At 64.7% G+C, this 18,385-nt stretch carries 17 protein-coding genes and 1 tRNA gene; 11 read left to right on the top strand and 7 right to left on the bottom strand.

Annotation, left to right across the window (positions count from 1 at the left end; all coding sequences use genetic code 11):
* Positions 1–7 precede the first annotated feature (7 nt).
* The 6 genes from G7068_RS08025 to G7068_RS08000 all read left to right on the top strand — a co-directional run bounded on the left by G7068_RS08025 (position 8) and on the right by G7068_RS08000 (position 4,718).
* The gene (locus G7068_RS08025) at positions 8–496 is read left to right on the top strand and encodes a YajQ family cyclic di-GMP-binding protein (RefSeq protein WP_166290938.1); all 489 of its coding nucleotides are present in this window, start codon (positions 8–10) and stop codon (positions 494–496) included.
* A 36-nt stretch (positions 497–532) separates the two neighbouring features.
* Positions 533–1,261 (top strand): hypothetical protein, encoded by a 729-nt coding sequence (locus G7068_RS08020; RefSeq protein ID WP_166290935.1) that lies wholly within the window; start codon positions 533–535, stop codon positions 1,259–1,261.
* A gap of 36 nt (positions 1,262–1,297) precedes the next feature.
* Entirely contained in the window at positions 1,298–1,711 is a 414-nt protein-coding gene (locus tag G7068_RS08015; RefSeq protein ID WP_166290933.1) for a DUF3151 domain-containing protein, read from the top strand.
* Between the two features lie 306 nt (positions 1,712–2,017).
* Positions 2,018–3,304 (top strand): adenylosuccinate synthase, encoded by a 1,287-nt coding sequence (locus G7068_RS08010; protein ID WP_166290931.1) that lies wholly within the window; start codon positions 2,018–2,020, stop codon positions 3,302–3,304.
* Between the two features lie 9 nt (positions 3,305–3,313).
* Positions 3,314–3,625: a chorismate mutase gene (locus G7068_RS08005; RefSeq protein ID WP_166290929.1), complete on the top strand. Its 312-nt coding sequence runs from the start codon at positions 3,314–3,316 to the stop codon at positions 3,623–3,625.
* Between the two features lie 52 nt (positions 3,626–3,677).
* The gene (locus G7068_RS08000; RefSeq protein WP_166290927.1) at positions 3,678–4,718 is read left to right on the top strand and encodes an Rv2578c family radical SAM protein; all 1,041 of its coding nucleotides are present in this window, start codon (positions 3,678–3,680) and stop codon (positions 4,716–4,718) included.
* A gap of 68 nt (positions 4,719–4,786) precedes the next feature.
* Here the strand turns inward: G7068_RS08000 and G7068_RS07995 are convergent, their stop codons facing one another.
* Positions 4,787–5,761 (bottom strand): 3-methyladenine DNA glycosylase, encoded by a 975-nt coding sequence (locus G7068_RS07995; protein WP_244304788.1) that lies wholly within the window; start codon positions 5,759–5,761, stop codon positions 4,787–4,789.
* Positions 5,762–6,141: 380 nt separating this feature from the next.
* The gene (locus G7068_RS07990; protein ID WP_166290925.1) at positions 6,142–6,519 is read right to left on the bottom strand and encodes an RNA-binding S4 domain-containing protein; all 378 of its coding nucleotides are present in this window, start codon (positions 6,517–6,519) and stop codon (positions 6,142–6,144) included.
* A 48-nt stretch (positions 6,520–6,567) separates the two neighbouring features.
* Between G7068_RS07990 and G7068_RS07985 the strand changes: the two genes are divergently transcribed.
* The 5 genes from G7068_RS07985 to G7068_RS07965 all read left to right on the top strand — a co-directional run bounded on the left by G7068_RS07985 (position 6,568) and on the right by G7068_RS07965 (position 12,685).
* Positions 6,568–7,194 (top strand): YigZ family protein, encoded by a 627-nt coding sequence (locus G7068_RS07985; RefSeq protein WP_166290923.1) that lies wholly within the window; start codon positions 6,568–6,570, stop codon positions 7,192–7,194.
* Positions 7,195–7,351: 157 nt separating this feature from the next.
* Entirely contained in the window at positions 7,352–8,500 is a 1,149-nt protein-coding gene (locus G7068_RS07980) for a DNA polymerase III subunit delta' (protein WP_166290921.1), read from the top strand.
* A complete protein-coding gene (locus tag G7068_RS07975; RefSeq protein WP_244304787.1) occupies positions 8,500–10,170 on the top strand; it encodes an alpha/beta hydrolase in 1,671 nt (556 codons plus the stop codon). The genes G7068_RS07980 and G7068_RS07975 overlap by 1 nt, the downstream gene beginning before the upstream one ends.
* 167 nt (positions 10,171–10,337) lie before the next feature.
* A tRNA-Thr gene (locus G7068_RS07970) sits at positions 10,338–10,412 on the top strand.
* A gap of 131 nt (positions 10,413–10,543) precedes the next feature.
* Positions 10,544–12,685, top strand: coding sequence for a family 43 glycosylhydrolase (locus tag G7068_RS07965; RefSeq protein WP_166290919.1), 2,142 nt, complete (start codon positions 10,544–10,546; stop codon positions 12,683–12,685).
* Between the two features lie 9 nt (positions 12,686–12,694).
* On the opposite strand, the gene G7068_RS07960 is transcribed toward G7068_RS07965, so the two are convergent.
* Genes G7068_RS07960 through ribD form a run of 5 tightly spaced genes read right to left on the bottom strand, consistent with a single transcriptional unit; the run spans position 12,695 to position 18,371 of the window.
* Positions 12,695–14,662 (bottom strand): ABC transporter ATP-binding protein, encoded by a 1,968-nt coding sequence (locus G7068_RS07960; protein WP_166293066.1) that lies wholly within the window; start codon positions 14,660–14,662, stop codon positions 12,695–12,697.
* Positions 14,663–14,713: 51 nt separating this feature from the next.
* Positions 14,714–15,220, bottom strand: a complete 507-nt coding sequence (gene ribH, locus G7068_RS07955) for a 6,7-dimethyl-8-ribityllumazine synthase (protein ID WP_166290917.1) — start codon at positions 15,218–15,220, stop codon at positions 14,714–14,716.
* Positions 15,221–15,247: 27 nt separating this feature from the next.
* Entirely contained in the window at positions 15,248–16,522 is a 1,275-nt protein-coding gene (gene ribB, locus G7068_RS07950; protein WP_166290915.1) for a 3,4-dihydroxy-2-butanone-4-phosphate synthase, read from the bottom strand.
* Positions 16,519–17,199, bottom strand: coding sequence for a riboflavin synthase (locus G7068_RS07945; protein WP_166290913.1), 681 nt, complete (start codon positions 17,197–17,199; stop codon positions 16,519–16,521). The genes ribB and G7068_RS07945 overlap by 4 nt, the downstream gene beginning before the upstream one ends.
* A complete protein-coding gene (ribD, locus tag G7068_RS07940) occupies positions 17,199–18,371 on the bottom strand; it encodes a bifunctional diaminohydroxyphosphoribosylaminopyrimidine deaminase/5-amino-6-(5-phosphoribosylamino)uracil reductase RibD (protein ID WP_425280497.1) in 1,173 nt (390 codons plus the stop codon). The genes G7068_RS07945 and ribD overlap by 1 nt, the downstream gene beginning before the upstream one ends.
* Positions 18,372–18,385 lie beyond the last annotated feature (14 nt).

Raw genomic sequence — 18,385 nt, 5'->3', positions numbered from 1 at the left:
GGAGGGCATGGCTGATTCTTCATTTGACGTAGTGAGCAAGGTCGACTCAATGGAGGTCGAAAACGCAATTAACCAGGCACGCAAAGAGGTCGAGCAGCGCTACGACTTCAAGGGTGTTGGTGCCGACGTGTCGCTGAGTGGCGAGACGATCATGATCAAGGCGAACACCGAGGAGCGCGCGAACGCGGTGCTCGACGTGCTGCAGTCGAAGTTCATCAAGCGAGGCATGTCGATCAAGGTGCTCGACACGGGCGAGCCCTACCCGAGCGGCAAGGAATACCGCATCGAGTCGAAGCTCAAGGAGGGCATCGACCAGGCGACCGCGAAGAAGCTGAACAAGCTGATTCGTGATGAGGGCCCAAAGTCGGTCAAGAGCCAGATTCAGGGCGATGAGCTGCGCGTCAGCTCCAAGAGTCGTGACGATCTGCAGGCGACGATGGCGCTGCTCAAGGGTGCCGACATCGATGTTGCCCTGCAGTTTGTGAACTACCGGTAGTTCGCCCACCTGGGCGATGTGGTGAGGGGGCTCGGGGTGCGTAAAGTCGTTGCTGCTGGACTGGTGATTGTGGGCCTGCTGGCGGGGGCGGTCGGGTGTGCGGCGCAGCCGGATCCCGCACCCTCAGCCAAACCCACAACCACGGTGAAACCCACGGCTTCGCCGACGCCCACCCCTACGGTGACGCCGAGCCCGACGCCAACCCCAACGCCCGAGCCGTGGCAGCGCTTCACTGACGCGCGCATGCCCTACTCGTTTGAGACACCGCCCGGTTGGTCAGTGGTGGAGCAGCCCTCGCCCTACGGCAATCAGGGAATGCTGCAGTTCCTGGTGAACGACGCGGCGGGCAAGCAGCAGCTGGTGTTCTCGGCTCAGGCGTCTGGCCTGGGCGGTAGGTGCGGTGATGCGGCCCCTGTTGCGGTCCAGGAGCTTGACGCGGAGTCGGTATCGATCCCGGGTTACACGCCGCAGGCCGCTGCCGCCGGTCAACTTGTCGCGCCACGATTTGTGTATCGCGCGATGCAGACCGATAAGGGCATCGTCAGTAGCTTGGCGCTCAATGACCAGGTCGCACCCGAGTCCTGCTACTTCTACAACCTGCTGCACCCGGCTGCGGGTCCGATTGTGTTTGCGGACGCGGCGCAGGTGAGTGCTGACTATCCGCCCCACCTGTTCGCCTCGATTGACGAGGCGAAGGCCTATGTTCAGAGCGATGAGTACAAGACACTGAAGCGGATCCTGCTCTCGCTGCAGATCGCGGCGTAGGGTTCGTGGATGGTCCCCGCAACGTAGACTGGCCGCATGATCGGCACGAATCTTCTTGGACCAGAACCCACCCTGCTCGCAGCTGAGCCCGAGGTAGAGGCGGCCCTCGCTTCTGGGCAGCCGGCGGAGCAGGTGGTTCGGGATCACCCGGAGTCGCCCCTCGCCTGGGCAGTTCTGGCTGACGAGGCTGATGCCGCGGGTCGTGAGATCGAGGCGTACGCGTTTGCGCGTGTGGGGTATCACCGTGGCCTCGACAGGCTGCGCAAGTCGGGCTGGCGCGGTGCGGGACCGGTCCCCTGGTCGCACGAGCCCAACCGCGGAGTATTACGCGCGCTTTACGCGCTGCGCCGCGCCGCCGCGACCATTGGCGAGCAGGCGGAGGTTGACCGCCTGACGGAGTTCTTGGATGGAGCTGACCCCGAAGCGATTGGGGCCATCGAGGCGGCTTAGCCCCTGCCGCGTTCGTTCGCTCGCTCGCTCCGCCCGCTCCGCCCGCGGGCTATGGTCACCCACCCACCCGCCTCACCCGGCCAATCCGCCCAACCCGGCCAACCCGCGCCGGCACGCCCCACCCGCTGCGCTGAGTGGCCATGAACTCGCCGAGAGGCCACCGTAGACGATGGCCTCTCGACGAAACCATGGCCTCTCGACGGCAGGAGCGAGCGGCAGGGGCCGAAAAACAGGGGCGAACCCGCGTTGTCGGCGGTCCTCGCTAGACTAGGCCGGTAACTGCCACCGTCAAAGGAAGGGGCTGAAATGCCCGCAGTGCTCATCACCGGTGCCCAGTGGGGCGATGAGGGTAAGGGTCGAGCAACCGACCTGCTCGGAAGCCGAGTCGACTATGTCGTCAAGTTCAACGGCGGTAACAACGCCGGTCACACCGTTGTCGTGGGGCAAGAGAAGTACGCGCTGCATCTGCTGCCGTCCGGCATTCTGACCCCGGGTGTCACACCCGTCATCTCGAATGGCGTCGTCGTTGATCTTGAGGTGCTCAAGGGGGAACTCGAAGCTCTCGGCGGTCGCGGCGTCGACGTTTCCCGCCTCAAGGTGAGCGCCAACGCGCACGTCATCACGGCCTACCACCGCACCCTCGACAAGGTCACCGAGCGCTTCCTTGGCAAGCGTCAGATCGGCACCACCGGTCGCGGCATTGGTCCTGCGTACGCCGACAAGATCAACCGAGTCGGCATCCGCATCCAAGACATCTTCGACGAGGGCATCCTGCGCCAGAAGGTCGAGGCGGCGCTCGAGTTCAAGAACCAGGTGCTCGTCAAGATCTACAACCGCAGGGCTATCTCTGCCGACGAGGTCGTAGAGGATCTGCTGAGCTACCGCGAGATGCTCGAGCCAATGGTGTGCGATACCGCGCTGCTGCTGCACAACGCAATGCAGGACGACAAGACCGTGCTGTTCGAGGCAGGTCAGGCCACCATGCTCGATATTGACCACGGCACCTACCCGTTTGTCACCTCGTCGAACGCAACAGCGGGCGGCGCAAGCACGGGATCGGGGCTGCCGCCCCACCAGCTAGATCGCATCATCTCGGTCATCAAGGCCTACACGACGCGCGTCGGCGCGGGCCCGTTCCCGACGGAGCTCTTCGACGAGTCGGGCGAGTACCTGCGCAAGCAGGGCTTCGAGTTCGGCACGACCACGGGTCGCCCGCGCCGCTGCGGCTGGTACGACGCTCCGATGGCGCGCTACTCGGCCCGCATCAACGGGGTCACCGATTTCGTGCTCACCAAGCTCGACGTGCTCTCTGGTCTCGACACGATCCCGGTCTGCGTCGCCTACGACGTGAACGGGGTGCGCCACGACGAGATGCCCGTCAACCAGAGCGACTACCACCACGCGACGCCGATCTACGAGGAGTTCCCGGGCTGGTCCGAAGACATCTCGGGTGCTCGCAAGTTCGAGGATCTGCCGAAGAACGCGCAAGACTACATTCTCGCGCTCGAGGCGATCAGCGGATCCCGCATCTCGGCCATCGGTGTTGGCCCCGAGCGCGAACAGGTTGTGGTTCGCCACGACCTGCTCGGCTAGGGCGTGCTCGTGAGTGCCGAGCAGGATCCGCAGCAGCGTCTCAATCGTCTGCGTTCGAGCATCGACAACATCGACGCTGCGCTTGTCCACATGCTCGCCGAGCGGTTTCGCTGCACACAAGAGGTGGGCGAGCTGAAGGCGACGAACGACATGCCGGCCTCGGATCCCGCGCGCGAGGCCAGGCAGATTGCGCGACTGCGTAGCCTCGCCGAAGAGTCGCACCTCGACCCCGAGTTTGCCGAGAAGTGGTTCAACTTTGTGGTCGCAGAGGTGATCCAGCACCACAATCACATCGCGGATCAGGCACGGCCCACCGCGTAACAAACCACGACAACCCCTTGCGATTTATTCGAACATATGTTCGAATGGTCGCGTGAGGTGGAGCGGGCAGAGTGTAACGGGGGTCGCTGACCCTGCGCTGCCCGGACTCGGCCTCGCCGAGGTCGCGGCGGTCCCCGGGCACCTGCGCACCGTGCGCGCGCCCGAGTTCCAAGGTGTGGTGTTTCATGAGGTGCTCGCGAGGAGCGCTTTGAACAAGGTGCCCGGTGGGTCGTCGATGCCGTTCTCCTGGACCATCAACCCGTATCGCGGCTGCTCCCACGCCTGCGTTTACTGTTTTGCGCGGGGCTCGCACCGCTATCTTGATTTCGATACCGGTCAAGATTTCGATTCCCAGATCATCGTGAAGGTCAATGTCGCCGAGGTGCTCTCTCGCGAACTTGCGCGCTCATCGTGGCAGCGGGAGTGGGTGGCGCTCGGCACCAATACTGATCCATACCAGCGGGCCGAGGGCCGATACCGACTGATGCCGGGCATCATCTCGGCGCTGAGCCGGTCGGCGACGCCGCTCTCGGTGCTGACAAAGGGAACCCTGCTGCGCCGCGACCTGCCGCTGCTCGTAGACGCCTCGCAACGCGCGCCCGTAAACCTGTCGATGTCGATAGCTATCGGCGATCCTGAGCTGCAGCAGTCCGTCGAACCGGGCACGCCTTCAACGAAAGCGCGACTCGAAACGGTCGCCGCCGCGAGAGAATCGGGCCTGCCCTGCGACGTGTTTGTGATGCCCGTGCTGCCGCACCTCACTGATTCCCCGGCACAGCTCAACGACCTGCTGCGTGATATTCGCGACGCGGGAGCCCGATCGGTCATGTACGGCGCTCTGCACCTGCGCACGCACGTGAAGCCGTGGTTCTTCGCCTGGATCGAGCGGGAGCATCCCGAGCTGCTCGGGGCCTATCGGGCGTTGTATCCGGGCAGCACGAGCCGGGCTCTGAAAGAGTACCGCGTTGCGCTCGCCGCGCGGATCCGCCCGCTCATCAGGCGCTACGGGCTGGAATGGCAGCCGGGCCCGCGGATCGCAGCCCCGCAACCCGAATCCCTACCGCCAGGGGTGCCCGCTCCGACGCTGTTTTAGCTAGGTCAGCTTTGCGGCTTGCAGTCCGTTGGCCGGGGTGATCCTCCGGGGCCATGGCGAGCAGAATCTCAGACCGGCCGCAAAGCGCGAGCCCGCCGAATCGCCGCAATTACACGCTCCCGCAGCGCATTGCCGCGCTCGGCGAATCCGCGCTGCAGCTGCGTGTACTCGCGCTTACCCTCCGGGGTTTCGATTGGGATCGCGGGGAGCCCCAGTGAACTCACGTCGTAGGGCGATGCCTGCATGTCGACCACACGAATGTCGCGGGCGAGCTCGAAGGCGTCGAGCAGAACCTCGCCGGGCACGATTGGCCCGAGCTTCGATGCCCACTTATAGACGTCCATGCCCGCGTGCAGGCAACCGGCCTGCTCCAGTGCGGGTTGAGATTCGCGCGTCGGCTGCAGCGTGTTGAGTGGTGCTGCCTCGGGCGTAAAGAAGCGGAACGCGTCGAAATGGGTGCACGCAATCGGGTGCTGTTCCACGACCAAGTCCGTTGCCTCGTGGCCGATGCGCAGGGGGAGCGCGCTGTGGCGCAGCTGCTCGGAAGTCATGCGGTAAACCATCGCCCACTCGTGCAGACCGAAGCAGCCGTAGCGCGGGGTGCGTTCGAGGGTTGCCGAGAGCAGGTTTTCGACGTAGTCGACGGTGCCGCCGCGGGTCGCGAAGAACTCGGTGAGATCGACCATTGAGTCGGTGTTCTGAGCATCGGCGAAGACTTCAGCGCCGATCGTGACAGGGTCGGTCGCGGGGTCAGGTCCTGAACTGTGCGGGCTCGCCGCAACGGTCCTGTAGTGCCGCCAGGATCCGCGATCCGCCCCCTCGAGCACAACGCCCGCGCCCGGGTGCCAGCGCCGCAGCTCCCGCGGTTTCACCGAGTAGTAGTGCCACAAAAAGTCTTCGATGGGGTGCTTCTCACCGCGCAGTTTGCGCTCGCGGTGGCCCGCGGTGAGCGCGTCGGCTCGGGCTTCGTGCTCGGCCGCTCGCGCTTGCCACTCGGCTGCAGAAAGGTGCAGCGTTGCGTTTGAGTCAGTAAGCGCGGCCACCCCTTGAGTTTACCCGGGTGTGCCTTGTGGCTTTGCGCCCTGTGCCTGTGCCTGGTGCCTGGCGCCTAGTGCCCGGTGTACTGCACCCTGCGCCCTGTGCTTTGTGCCCTATGTTCTGCACTCAACTCGACCACCATGTCGGCCGGTACTCACACGTCAGCCGGTTGTAAACCTGGAATTTTGACCGGCTGGTGTGTGAGTACCGGCCGACGTGAGAGAGCGGGCGCGGGCGCGGGTGCGGGTGCGGGTGCGGGTGCGGGAGCGGGCATGCCCGAAGAGTGGACAGAGGTAGGCGACCGGGGCGCGGGCGCGGGAGCGGAGGCAGGGGACGGGGAAGGGGCGACCTGCTGGGCCGGACAGGTTGGGATTGGGAGCAGCCTCTACTCGAGCGGATCCACGTCACGCCCGCGCAGGCGGTCGATATCCCGACGCTCACGCTTGGTTGGTCGACCGGCGCCGCGATCCCGAATCACAGCGGCAGGCTGCTCGACGCGGGGGAGTGGCGGTGGAGTCAGATCTTCGAAGTGCTTCGCCGCCTCGGTCGCACTGCCGCGCCGAGTTGCAAGCCCGGTGACTCGATAGATCTTGTCGAAGCCGCGGATTCGCACGCGAACCACGTCACCGACCTTCACCGGCTGCGCGGCCTTTGCGGTCTGGTCGTTCACACGAACGTGGCCACCACGGCACATGGTTGTTGCCTGACTGCGCGTTTTTGCGAGTCGCACCGCCCACACCCAGCTATCCACTCGTACGGCCATGCTCGCAAGGATAGCGTGACCGCACGCGCAAACCGGCAGAATGGAGGAATGGCAGCCGAGTACGAGACGATCGCAAAAGCGGTTGAGACCGAGATTGAGATCTCGCGATCCCGCTTTATCTCCCGGCTCGAGCGCGTCGAAGACGAGGCGGCAGCGCGCGAGGTCATTGCTGCTGTGCGTGCCGAGCACCCACGGGCACGACACCACTGCTCGGCGTTTGTGATTGGAGCGGACGGCCGCGTGCAGCGATCCAACGATGACGGTGAGCCGAGCGGCACGGCGGGAGCTCCCATGCTCGATGCCCTGACGTCAGCTGGTCTCAGCGATGTGGTCGCAGTCGTGACGCGGTACTTCGGGGGAGTGCTGCTGGGTGCAGGTGGCCTGACGCGCGCGTACCGCTCCGCTGTGGCCGGGGCTGTGCTGGAGGCAACGCGCGTGCGGCGAGGGCTGCGGCGCGAGGTGACGGTGCGATCGTCGTACGAAGTTGCGGCCCAGATTGAGGCCGAGGCCAGGCGACGCGGGTACGGGATCGGTGCCGCTGAGTACAGCGACGAGGTTGCCCAGGGGTTCGAGATCGCCGAAGAAGAAGTCGCCGGGCTCACCGCGCTCGCCGCCGAGCTGAGTGCGGGCGCTGCGCGAGTAGAGGCGGGTGGGATCGGCTACGTCGATCTGTAGGGTCTGCATCCATGCCGCCCCGCCATTTCGATGCCGCCCCGCCACCGCGTGAACGCGACCCAACGTTATGGTTGCTCTTTCGGTTGACTTGCGTTCACCGCAGGGCGCTTTGCGGCTTCAGTCAGCCGTTGTCAGTGGCTCGCGATACGCTTGGCGCGTGAGTTTTTGGTCAGAGATTGTGGGGCAACCTGAGGCGGTGCAGACGCTGCAGCGCGAGTCCGAGGCGCCCGGCGCCCATGCCTGGCTGATTACTGGGCCACCAGGATCGGGCCGCTCGAACCTGGCCTTTCGTTTTGCAGCGTCGTTAATCGCGCGCAGCGAAGATGACCGCGAGGCGGTCTTTCAGCAGGTGCAAGCTCAGACGCACCCCGACTTGGGAGTGCTCACAACACAAAAGCTTGTGATCGATATCAAGGCAGCCCGCGAGATCGTCGCGACCGCCCACTACTCCCCGGCTGAGGGCCGCTACCGCGTGATTGTGATCGAAGACGCGGATCGAATGCCCGAGCGCACCTCGAATGTGCTGCTGAAAGCACTCGAAGAACCACCCGAGCGCACCATCTGGATACTGTGTGCACCGAGTGAGGCCGACCTGCTGCCGACGATTCGGTCGAGGGCCCGTTCGCTGCGGCTCGTCACGCCGAGCGCCGGTGATATTGCGAGGTTGCTGCACGAGCGAGACGGCGCGAGCGAGGTCGATGCTGAGCGGGCGGCGAGACTCGCACAGAGCCACATCGGCATGGCGAGGCGACTCGCGACTGATCCCGAATCTATGGAACGTCGTGACCGCACGATCAACATCGCACTCGGCATTGAGACGCTTGGTGATGCAATGCACGCCGCCGGATCCCTCGTGAAAGTGGCGGAGGCCGATGCTGCTGCACTGACCGAGCGGCTCGACGCGACTGAACGCGACAGCGCCATGCGCAGCCTCGGGCTTGCCCCCGGCGCCGCGATCCCACCCCAGATGCGTTCTCAGATGAAGGCGCTCGAAGAAGACCAAAAGCGGCGGGCAACTCGTAGTCTGCGAGACGGTATCGACCGCATTCTCACCGACCTCCTGTCGCTCTATCGAGACGTGCTGCTGACCGCGTTGGGAGCCGAGCCGGAGCTCGTGAACCTGGAGCAGGCCGACCGCATCACAGATCTCGCAGAGCGCTGGAGCCCAGAACACGCCCTCGCGATGGTGACCGCCATTGAGACTGCCCGCGTGCGTCTCACTCGAGGGATCACTCCCGGGCTGGTGCTTGAGGCGTTGTTTGCCGGAGTGATCGCGGAAAAAGTATCCAATAGAGAGAGCATGTAGTGAACGAAGTACCTGGAACGCCGGGGATGCCCGAGACCCCTCGACCTCCCGTGCCACCGGTGCCTCCCGAGCTGCAGGGAATGCCACCGGCTGAGCCGGCCGAGCCGGTGAAGCGCGCGATTCTCAAACGTCCGGTTACGATCGCGATCATCTCAATGGTTGCCGTGGTCGCGTTGGCCGCGTTCATTATCTTCCCGCTCATCCTGACCGCTCAGGGTGACGCGGGGTCGACCACGGTGGCAACGAAGCTGCCCGAGGAGCCAAAGGGCACGGCGACGGACTTCGAAAAGCAGCAGCCAAATTGGCAGTCGTGTGGCACCGGTATGCAGTGTGCAGACGTGTATGCCCCTCTCGACTGGAAAGATCCGTCGGGTGAGAAGATCACGCTGCACATGGTGAAGCAGCCGGCGAAGAACGGCAAGCCGATCGGTTCACTGTTTGTGAACCCGGGTGGGCCGGGCGCCTCCGGTGCCGACTTTGTGTTGGACAGCGTCAACTCGGCCGTGGAGCCCGCGGTGCAGCAGCAATACGACGTGATCGGGTGGGATCCGCGAGGCGTCGGTAAATCCACCCCCGTCACCTGCCTTGATGCGGCGGGAATGGACAAGTACCTGTTTGGTGTCAGCCCGGCAGACGGCTTGACCGAGGGAAGCGACGAGTGGATCGCCGCGGCCGAAAAGGAATCGGCTGACTTCGGTGCGGCGTGCGCCAAGAGTTCCGGTGCGCTGCTCGGGCACGTCAGCACCGCCTCTACAGTGCAAGACCTCAACATGATGCGTGCGATCGTGGGCGATCCGAAGCTCAACTACCTCGGTTACTCGTACGGCACTTACATTGGCGCCCGGTTTGCCGATGCCTACCCAGATAAGGTCGGGCGACTAGTGCTTGATGGCGCAATGGACCCCACGACCTCTCTGGGAGAGGTCGTTCGCGAGCAGACGCTCGGGTTTGAGCAGGCCCTGCGAGCGTACGTGACGGACTGCCTGAAGCGCAGCAACTGCCCGTTGAGCGGCAGCGTAGACGAGGCCATGGCCTCGATCGGAAGCCTGCTTGACGGCGTCGACGCGAAGCCGCTGAAGGGGTCTGACGGACGCATGTTCACCTCGGGCACGATGCTCACCGCGATCATCACTCCGCTCTACTCGCAGAGCAACTGGCCATATCTCGACCAGCTCTTCACCTCCGTGGCCGATGGCAACGCCGATGTCGGTCTTTCGCTCGCTGACTTCTATTACGACCGCGAGAACGGTAAATACACGAGCAACTCCACCGAGGCGTTCTCGGCGATCAACTGCCTCGACTACCCGAGCGACATTGACGCTGACCGCATGCGCAAGGAAGCAGCCGAACTCGCCAAGATTGCCCCGACCATTGGGCGTTTCCAGGGCTACGGTGACCTCGGCTGTGCGGGCTGGCCATACACGGGAACCGAACGAACCGCGGTCAAAGCGAAGGGCGCCGATCCGATCCTGGTCGTGGGCACAACGGGCGATCCCGCGACCCCGTACCGCTGGGCCGAGTCGTTGACCAAGCAGCTCGATAGCGGAGTGCTTTTGACCTACGAGGGTGAGGGGCACACCGCGTACGGAAGCAACGCCTGCGTCAACGACGCGGTCGATGCGTACCTTTTGAAAGGAACAGTGCCCCCGGAGGGAACCCGCTGCAAGTAGCGGCGAGGCCGATTGCCGAGAGTGCATTCCGCAGCCGAAACTGCGGTTCTAGGCTGCACTCTCGGCATTGAAACGCAGGGTCGAGGCTGGGCCTCTCCTCGATGTGAACTGCGGCCCGCCTCCGTGCTAGAGTGTTACCTCGTGTGCGCGAGCGTTCTCGCACGCAGGCCGCCTTAGCTCAGGGGTAGAGCAGTTCCCTCGTAAAGAACAGGTCGTCGGTTCAAATCCGACAGGCGGCTCCAACAAAATGTATGTAACAGTGTCCTCGGGTGAACCCGGGGTGGTGTCTGTCGATATTGTTGTGACCGCTTAATTTAGCAACAGACGTAAAGTTACCTACACTGGAAGTGTCTCACTTCGGTCGGAGGTTGCTGTGCGTTTTTTGCGGGGTTCTGTCACTGCGATCGTCACAGCCGCTTTGATTTTTGGGTTCACGACCGCGGGCAATGCACTCGCAAAGAGCGAAACCCCCGACGGTGGCATGAACGGCAACGGCATAAGCGCCGAGCAATCGCCGGATCCCACGCCAGAACCAAGCGATCCCGCAACGAACCCTCCCGGTGATACCAACCAGGAAACCACCGATCCAGAGACCACCGACCCCATTCCACCAGACGGTGAAGGTACGGAAACACCCGCGCCACCCGAGACTCCCGAACCGGACCCGCAGGATCCGAACGGGACAGAACCGGGGCCCGGCATAAACCCCGGACCCCTTGAGCCAATTCAGAACATCGAAACCGAACCGGTTCCGCCTGCCTCAGCCAGGGCAGCCGCGCGAAACTGGTGTGCTGGGTCCGAAGCTTGGATGCGCCCCAGCTGCCGCTACACGGGCACGTTCGCAGACCCCACGGTTCTGCCGGTGGTCGAAAACGGCAAGACCGTCTACTACGCATTCGGCACGACCACCAGCAACCTGCGGCTGCCGGTGCTGCGCAGTACCGACCTCAAAAACTGGTACCCGAACATCTACAGCTCGCAGCCAAAGTGGCAAGACACGTGGCAGTCTGCAGACCGAAACAACTACAACCCTCGCACCGATCCCGCGATCCCCGCTGAGATTCGCAACCACCGCTACACGAACACGGCCGCGGGCAGCTTCGAGGAGAAGCGCGAGACCTGGTTCAACGTTGACGGACTCGTTTCGAAGCGACCCAGTTGGGCGGTGCCGATCGGCCCCGACGCTCGCGGGTGGATGACCCAGGAGAACTGGGCTCCGGGCGTCGCCAAAATCGGCAATAAGTACTTCGCTTACATGTCGGTGCGCACGCGTTACCCCGGCCAGGCGGGCGGCGCACCAGACGGCTCGTTCTGCATCGCGGTGGCAACGTCGTCCAAGCCGGGCGGCCCCTATGGCTACGCCAACGGTGGAGCCCCGGTGCAGTGCCAGAACTCCGACCCCGGCGGCGCGATTGATCCCGAACCCGTCTCCTACAACGGCAAGTGGTACCTGCTTTGGAAGGGGCAGGGGCAGGCCGGTGTGACGCAGGGGCTCTACGCTCAGCCGATCAACACGACCACGGGTGGCCTCACCGGTCGTTTCGTCCAGTTGCTCGCGCGTGACATGTCGCCGGGCACCTGGGAGGTCAACACAATCGAGAATCCCTCGATGGCGACCATTGGCGGCACGAGCTATCTCTTCTACGCGGGCGGTGACTACTACCCCGGACCCAACAACACGAGCAACTACGCGACCGGTTACGCGATCTGCCCGAAGGGGCCAACGGCCGCGTGCTACCGTCCGGCGGGCAATCGGCTCATGTCGAGTTCAGGATCGGTGCAGGGCCCCGGCGGCGGCAGCCTCTTTCAGCCCGGTGACGGTACGACCCGCTTCGCCTACCACGCCTATACCTACGGTGGTCAGCAGGGCATGCGAACCCTGCGCATCACCAACGTGCACCGCTGGCCCAATGGTCGCCTCACGCTCTCAACCGACCTGAACCCGGTGTTTGCCGATGTGCCGAACAATCACAAGTTCAACGCCGCGATTCGCTGGCTCGCGGGCAAGGGCATCACGACCGGTGACAAGGCCGGTAACTTCAACCCATCGGGCAACGTCACTCGCGCCGACATGGCGGCGTTCCTCTACCGCTACAACAAAACGACGAACTACACACCAACTGGCCCCGAGCCCTTTGCCGACGTCAACAAGAACACGAAGTTCTACAAAGAGATTCGCTGGATGAAGGCCAACGGCCTCGCAACCGGCTCGAAGAACCCGAGCGGCGGCAAACCCCTCTACAAACCTCAAGACAGCATCAGTCGTGAGGCGATGGCGGCGTTCCTCTACCGTCTCAGCGGCACGAAGAACTACAAACCGAGCGCGAGCCAGCCGCTCGTCGACATCACTCCGAAGTCGAAGTTCTACAGAGAGATTCGCTGGATGTACGCGAACGGCATCACGACTGGCAACAGGCTGCCCAACGGCACGGTGTTCTTCGACGAGAAAGGCGCGACCTCAAGGGCCGCGTTCGCCGCGTTCCTGCAGCGCTATGATCGCAAGTTCGCGAAGTAGAAAGCCCGCTCAAGCCTCGGTATCTGCCACCAGCAGCTGGTGCGCCGCGAGATCCCGGTAGAGCGGGGTGCTCTCGATGAGCTCCTCGTGGGTGCCCTCGCCGATCACCCGACCCTCGTCGAGCACCACAATCTTGTCTGAGTCGACCACGGTCGCCAGGCGGTGCGCGATCACCACGAGTGTGCGCCCGGTCGAGACCGAGTCGAGAGCGTCGCGCATCAGTCGCTCGTTGACACCGTCGAGGCTGGCGGTCGACTCGTCAAGCAACAGGATCGGCGGAGCCGTGAGCAGCGCCCGCGCGATAGCGAGGCGCTGCTTTTCGCCGCCCGAGAGCATCACACCGTTTTCGCCGACCTGCAGATCGAGGGGGGATCCCGACTCCATACCCGCCGCTGTGCGGTCGAGCAGGCCACCAAGGTTCACTGCCCGCAGCACGCGCTCGCAGGCCGCGTCTGAGGCGTCAGGAGCCGCTAGGCGTAGGTTCTCGCGCAGGCTGCCCGCGAGCACGGGCGCGTCCTGCTCGACATAGCCCATCTGAGCCCGCAGCTCTGCGCGATCCAGGGTGCGTAGGTCTGCCCCGTGCAGCGAAACAGAACCCGACTCCGGATCGTAGAAGCGCTCGATAAGACCCAGGATCGTCGACTTGCCGGCGCCGGAGGGGCCAACGAGAGCGACTCGGGACCCGCGGGGCACATCGAAGGTCACACCGTGCAGCACCGGGGTCTCGACGATGCGGGCCGGGGCTGCCTCGGCGTCGCGCTTCGCGCCGCGACTCACGAGCGCGCGGGCGTCTGCGCGATCCGGGGCCGCCGAGCGGTACGTGAAGTGCACGTCAGAGAAGCTGAGCGCTGGGGCGTCTTCGCGCCGCACCTCGCTGAGCGGCACAATTTGACCGATCGGCGAGAGCTCGACATCGTTATCGGTCTCCGAGGGCAGGTTCGCGATTTCTTGAATGCGCCCGAGCGCGCCGAGCGCCTGGTTGATCGCGGTGATCGCGCCGAAGGCCTGGCCCAGCGGCATGATCATCAGGAACAGGAAGATGATGAAGGTGACCAGCTGCGCGATGGTGATCGCACCGGTCGCCACGCGGTACCCGCCGAGGCCGAGCACCACCAAAAACGAAAGCTGCATCGCGAGGAACGACACCGGCACGATAAACGCCGAAATCTTGGCGACCTTCACACCAAGCACATACGCTTCAGACGCGTCGCGCACGGTCGCCTGCTCTTCGCGCTCTGCGGCACCCGCTGCACGAATCGTGCGAATGGACGAGATGGTGCGGTCCACCTGGGCGGCGAGGTCGCCCACCTTTTCTTGAGACCTGGCGACGGCGGGCCTGATCCTGCCCGACACAATCACCACAACCACGAGGGCGACGAGAATCACACCAAAGGTGATCGCAAACAGCACGGGATCAATCACGAGCATGCCAATGAGGGCGCCCACAAACACGAGTAGCCCGCTGATCGCCTCAACGAATCCCTGCGTGAGCACCGCGCGCAGCAGCGTCGTGTCGCTGCCAACGCGCGACACAAGATCGCCAGTGCGGCGGCGATCAAACTGCGAGATCGGCAGGTGCAAGATCTTCGCGATGAGCTGCTTGCGGCTGTTGAGCACCACACCCTCGCCCATGCGCTGCAGCACGTAGTGCTGCAGACCGCTCAGCACCGCGCCGACGATGACGATGGCCGAGAGGCCCACCAGAATCCAGTCGAGCGCGAGGCCACCCTCAACTCGCGTGATGACCTGCCCGAGCAAAATCGGTTGCAGCAGCGAGGCGACGGCGGCCACGAGGCCAAGCACCAGCGCAAGCGTCAGTAGCTTGCGCTGCTCGAACAGGAACGGCACAAGCTCTCGAAGCGAGGCTCGAGGCCCCTTCGGAGTACTGCTCACCGCCGAGGGTTTGCCACCCCTGCGGGGCTTGCGAGAACCCTTAGGTTCGGGGGATCCGGAGCTGCCTGGTTGCTCAGTATGCACTGCCACGCTTCTACTCTAGGCCGGTGCCCCTGGCAATTTGCGGGTTGTGGATCACCGCCGCCCGGGCACCAGCTCCATTGTGGGCCCGTCCTCGCGAATCCGGCGCAGCTGAACCGCGAGGTGCAGGGCTGCCTCGGCGGCCTCCTTGCCCTTCGACTCGGGGGCTCCGGGGCGACCCGAGCGGTCAAGGGCCTGCTGCTCGGTGTCTGTGGTCAGCACGCCGAACCCGACCGGCTTGCCGGTGTCGAGCTGCACGCGGGTGAGACCGTCGGTTACGGAGTTGCAGATGTAATCGAAGTGGGGGGTGCCACCGCGAATGATCACACCGAGGCAGACAACCGCGTCGAAGCCGCTCTGCAGCGCAGCCTGCGCGGCGGCGGGCAACTCGAAAGCGCCGGCGACACGGAAGAGCGTGTGATCCGCGCCCGAGGCGATTGTGGTTTCGTGCGCGCCCTTGATCAGGGGCGACATGATCTCTTCGTGCCAGCTGCCTGCAATGACGGCGACACGCAGTCCGCTCGCGTCGACGGCAAGGTCTGGGGCTCCAGCGCCACTCATGGGGTGCTCCTTTGGTTCGTGTGTGGTTTAGGCAACATCGTTGGGCAACTGGTGGCCCATACGATCGCGCTTCGCGTTGAGGTAGCCGATGTTCTTTTCATTGACACCGACCAGCAGCGGTACACGCTCGCTGATCACAACACCGTGCTGCTCCAGCTGCGACACCTTGTCGGGGTTGTTGGTGAGCAAGCGCACCCGGCTGATTCCAAGATCGTTCAGGATCTCCGCCGCTGCGGTGTAGTCACGAGCGTCGGCGGGCAGCCCGAGCTGCAGGTTGGCGTCGAGGGTGTCAGCGCCCTGCTCCTGCAGCTGGTAGGCGCGGAGCTTGTTGGCCAGGCCGATCCCGCGACCCTCATGCCCGCGGAGGTATATGACGATGCCACCGCTCTCGTTGATCCGGTCCAGGGCGGCGTCGAGCTGCGGCCCGCACTCGCACTTCAGCGACCCGAACGCCTCGCCGGTGATGCACTCGGAGTGCACTCGCACGAGCGCGTCATCACCAGGCAGCGAACCGTCGGGCATGGGTGAGACCAGCGCGATGTGGTCAACACCCACCCGACGATCCCGGTAGGCCATAGCCCGGAAATCGCCGTGCACTGTGGGCAGCAGCGCGTTGGCGCGCAGGCTCACGCTGCGGTGCGGGGTTCCCTGAGTCGTACCCTCAGGTGCACCCTCGGGGTCGTTTTCGTTGAGGTACCCGATCAACTGTTCGATCGTGATGACGGGAATGCCCTCGCGGTTGCCGAGCTTAATGAGCTCGGGCAGCCGCATCATCTCGCCGTCTTCTGCGACAATCTCGGCGATCACCGCGACGGGACGCAGCCCCGCGAGGCGCATGAGCTCAACACCAGCCTCGGTGTGGCCGTCGCGGGCGCGCACGCCACCATCGACCGCGCGTAGCGGCAGCACGTGGCCAGGGCGGCGCACGTCGGTCGGCACTGCATCGGGGTTGGCGAGCGCACGCACGGTGGTGGTGCGATCGCTCGCGCTGATGCCGGTGGTGACCCTGTGGGCCGCGTCGACGGTCACGGTGTATGCCGTTCCGCGTACGTCCTCGTTGTTGCTCACCATCATGGGCAGCTCGAGCTGATCCGCGACCTCATTTGACATTGGCGCGCACAGCAGACCCGACGACCAGCGCACGGTCCAGGCCACCCACTCGGGGGTCGCGAGTTCGGCCGAGAGGATCACGTCACCCTCGTTCTCGCGGTTCTCGTTGTCGGCGACGATGACCGGCTTGCCAGCCTTGATCGCCTCGATGGCCTCTTCGATGCGAGAGATGCCGGTGCTCGTTGTGGTCATGCTTGTGATCCTTCGCTGCTGGAGCCGATGATGCTGCTGGGTGTAGTTGGGGCCGCGACGCCGAGGCGGAGCATCCGCGCGACGTGACGAGCAAGAATGTCGGTTTCGACGTTGACGCGATCGCCGGGCTGCAGTGAACCGAGGATCGTTGCCGTGAGTGTCTCCGGGATCAGCGAGACTTCAAACCACTGCTCGGCCTCGTCTTCGGCCGCGATCGACGAGACGGTCAGCGAGACACCCGAGAGTGTCACCGAGCCCTTATCTACCAGCAGCGGTGCAAGCTCGGGGCTGAGTGAGAACCGCAGCACCTGCCAGGCATCACCCGGGGTGATCGACAGCAGCGTGGCCGTGCCGTCAACGTGGCCCTGCACGATGTGGCCTCCGAGGCGGGTGTCAACCCGCACCGCGCGCTCGAGGTTGACCTTGCTGCCCTCGGCGAGGTCGCTGAGGGCCGACATGCGGATCGACTGCGCCATCACGTCGGCGGTAAAGGTGCCGCGGCCATCGGGGGTCGCGCCCTGCTCGATCACGGTGAGACACACCCCCGAAACGCAGATGGAGGCGCCGTGGGTCGCGTCGCTCGTGACGAGCGGACCCGCGATCGTGAGGCGGAGTGAGTCACCGACCGGTTCGATCGCGACGATCTCGCCGATCTCTTCGATGAGTCCTGTAAACATTAGGAACCTTCCTGACTGCGTGATGCGGGTGAAGAGTTGGGGCCTGCGACCGCTGCCTTGATGAGCAGGTCGGCGCCGAGCTGGGCGGTGTGCACGATGCGCAACTGTTTGATTTCCGCCATCGAGGCAACACCGATGTCGCCGAGGGCCAGTCGCGGTCCACCGAGCAACGAGGGGGCGATGTAAATGAGTACCTCATCAACCAGGCCCGCGGCAAACAGTGCACTCGCCACTGTGGGGCCACCCTCGACAAAGAGACGCTGGATTCCGCGCTCGTGGAGCTCGGTGAGTGCGCCAGCGAGGTCCTCGCCGCTGAACTGCATCGGGGCCCCGAGGCCGTTCGCCGCGAGCGCGGGGTGCTGACGTAGGCGCGCATCGGCAGGAATTTCTCGGTGCCCAATAACCACCGGGATCGGCTGTTCGGCGGCGGGAACGAGCAATCCGCCGCTCTCTGCGCGGGCGGTGAGTGAGGGGTCATCGGCAAGCAGCGTGCCAGTGCCAACGAGGATCGCGTCCGCCTCGGCACGACGCCGATGTACGTCGGCCCGAGCATCGGCACCGGTAATCCACTGGCTCGAGCCGTCTGCGGCGGCGGCGCGGCCGTCGATGGTCTGTGCCCACTTCACGGTGACGTGAGGGCGAGGCGAATCAGTGGGCTGTGCTGATTCTGAGGGCCGTGCCGATCCTGCTTGCGAGGGAAACGCCCGCGCCAACCACGGCCCGAGCAGCGCGGCAGCCTCGCCAGCCAGCACACCGCCGGTCACAGAAACGCCGTGATTGCGCAGCGTCTCGGCGCCGCCCGAGGAGGCCTGGCCAGGATCGCCGAGCGCATAAACCACTGCCCCGATCCCTCCCGCCCCAAATTCTGTGAGCGCAACGGCACACGGACCCGTGCGACCCGTGTGATTGCAGGGTTCGAGGGTCACAACGGCCGTGAGCTCGCGCGACCGTTCACGCCACTCGGCGGGCACACGCGAGAGCGCATCGACCTCGGCGTGCGGGGTGCCGGACCCGCGGTGCCACCCCTCGGCGATGATGCAGCCGGAGGGGTCGAGGATCACGCAACCCACCTGCGGGTTCGCGTTGTCGGCGGGACCTCGGCGTGCAATCGCGAGCGCACGACGCATCGCGTCTGTGCTGGCCACCCTCGAAATGGTGTCTTGCTCGTGCATCCGGTCTCGCTGTC

This window comes from Leucobacter viscericola, from assembly GCF_011299575.1.
Lineage (GTDB): Bacteria > Actinomycetota > Actinomycetes > Actinomycetales > Microbacteriaceae > Leucobacter > Leucobacter viscericola.
Note: the sequence above shows the minus strand (reverse complement) of the source record. Positions and strands in the feature narration are given on the sequence as shown.

Excerpts from the sequence above, each read along its gene's own strand:
- G7068_RS08025 (WP_166290938.1), top strand. The coding sequence starts at position 8 with ATGGCTGATTCTTCATTTGACGTAGTGAGCAAGGTCGACTCAATGGAG.
- G7068_RS08015 (WP_166290933.1), top strand. The coding sequence starts at position 1,298 with ATGATCGGCACGAATCTTCTTGGACCAGAACCCACCCTGCTCGCAGCT.
- G7068_RS08010 (WP_166290931.1), top strand. The coding sequence starts at position 2,018 with ATGCCCGCAGTGCTCATCACCGGTGCCCAGTGGGGCGATGAGGGTAAG.
- G7068_RS07990 (WP_166290925.1), bottom strand. The coding sequence starts at position 6,519 with ATGGCCGTACGAGTGGATAGCTGGGTGTGGGCGGTGCGACTCGCAAAA.
- G7068_RS07985 (WP_166290923.1), top strand. The coding sequence starts at position 6,568 with ATGGCAGCCGAGTACGAGACGATCGCAAAAGCGGTTGAGACCGAGATT.
- ribH (WP_166290917.1), bottom strand. The coding sequence starts at position 15,220 with ATGAGTGGCGCTGGAGCCCCAGACCTTGCCGTCGACGCGAGCGGACTG.
- ribB (WP_166290915.1), bottom strand. The coding sequence starts at position 16,522 with ATGACCACAACGAGCACCGGCATCTCTCGCATCGAAGAGGCCATCGAG.
- G7068_RS07945 (WP_166290913.1), bottom strand. The coding sequence starts at position 17,199 with ATGTTTACAGGACTCATCGAAGAGATCGGCGAGATCGTCGCGATCGAA.
- ribD (WP_425280497.1), bottom strand. The coding sequence starts at position 18,371 with ATGCACGAGCAAGACACCATTTCGAGGGTGGCCAGCACAGACGCGATG.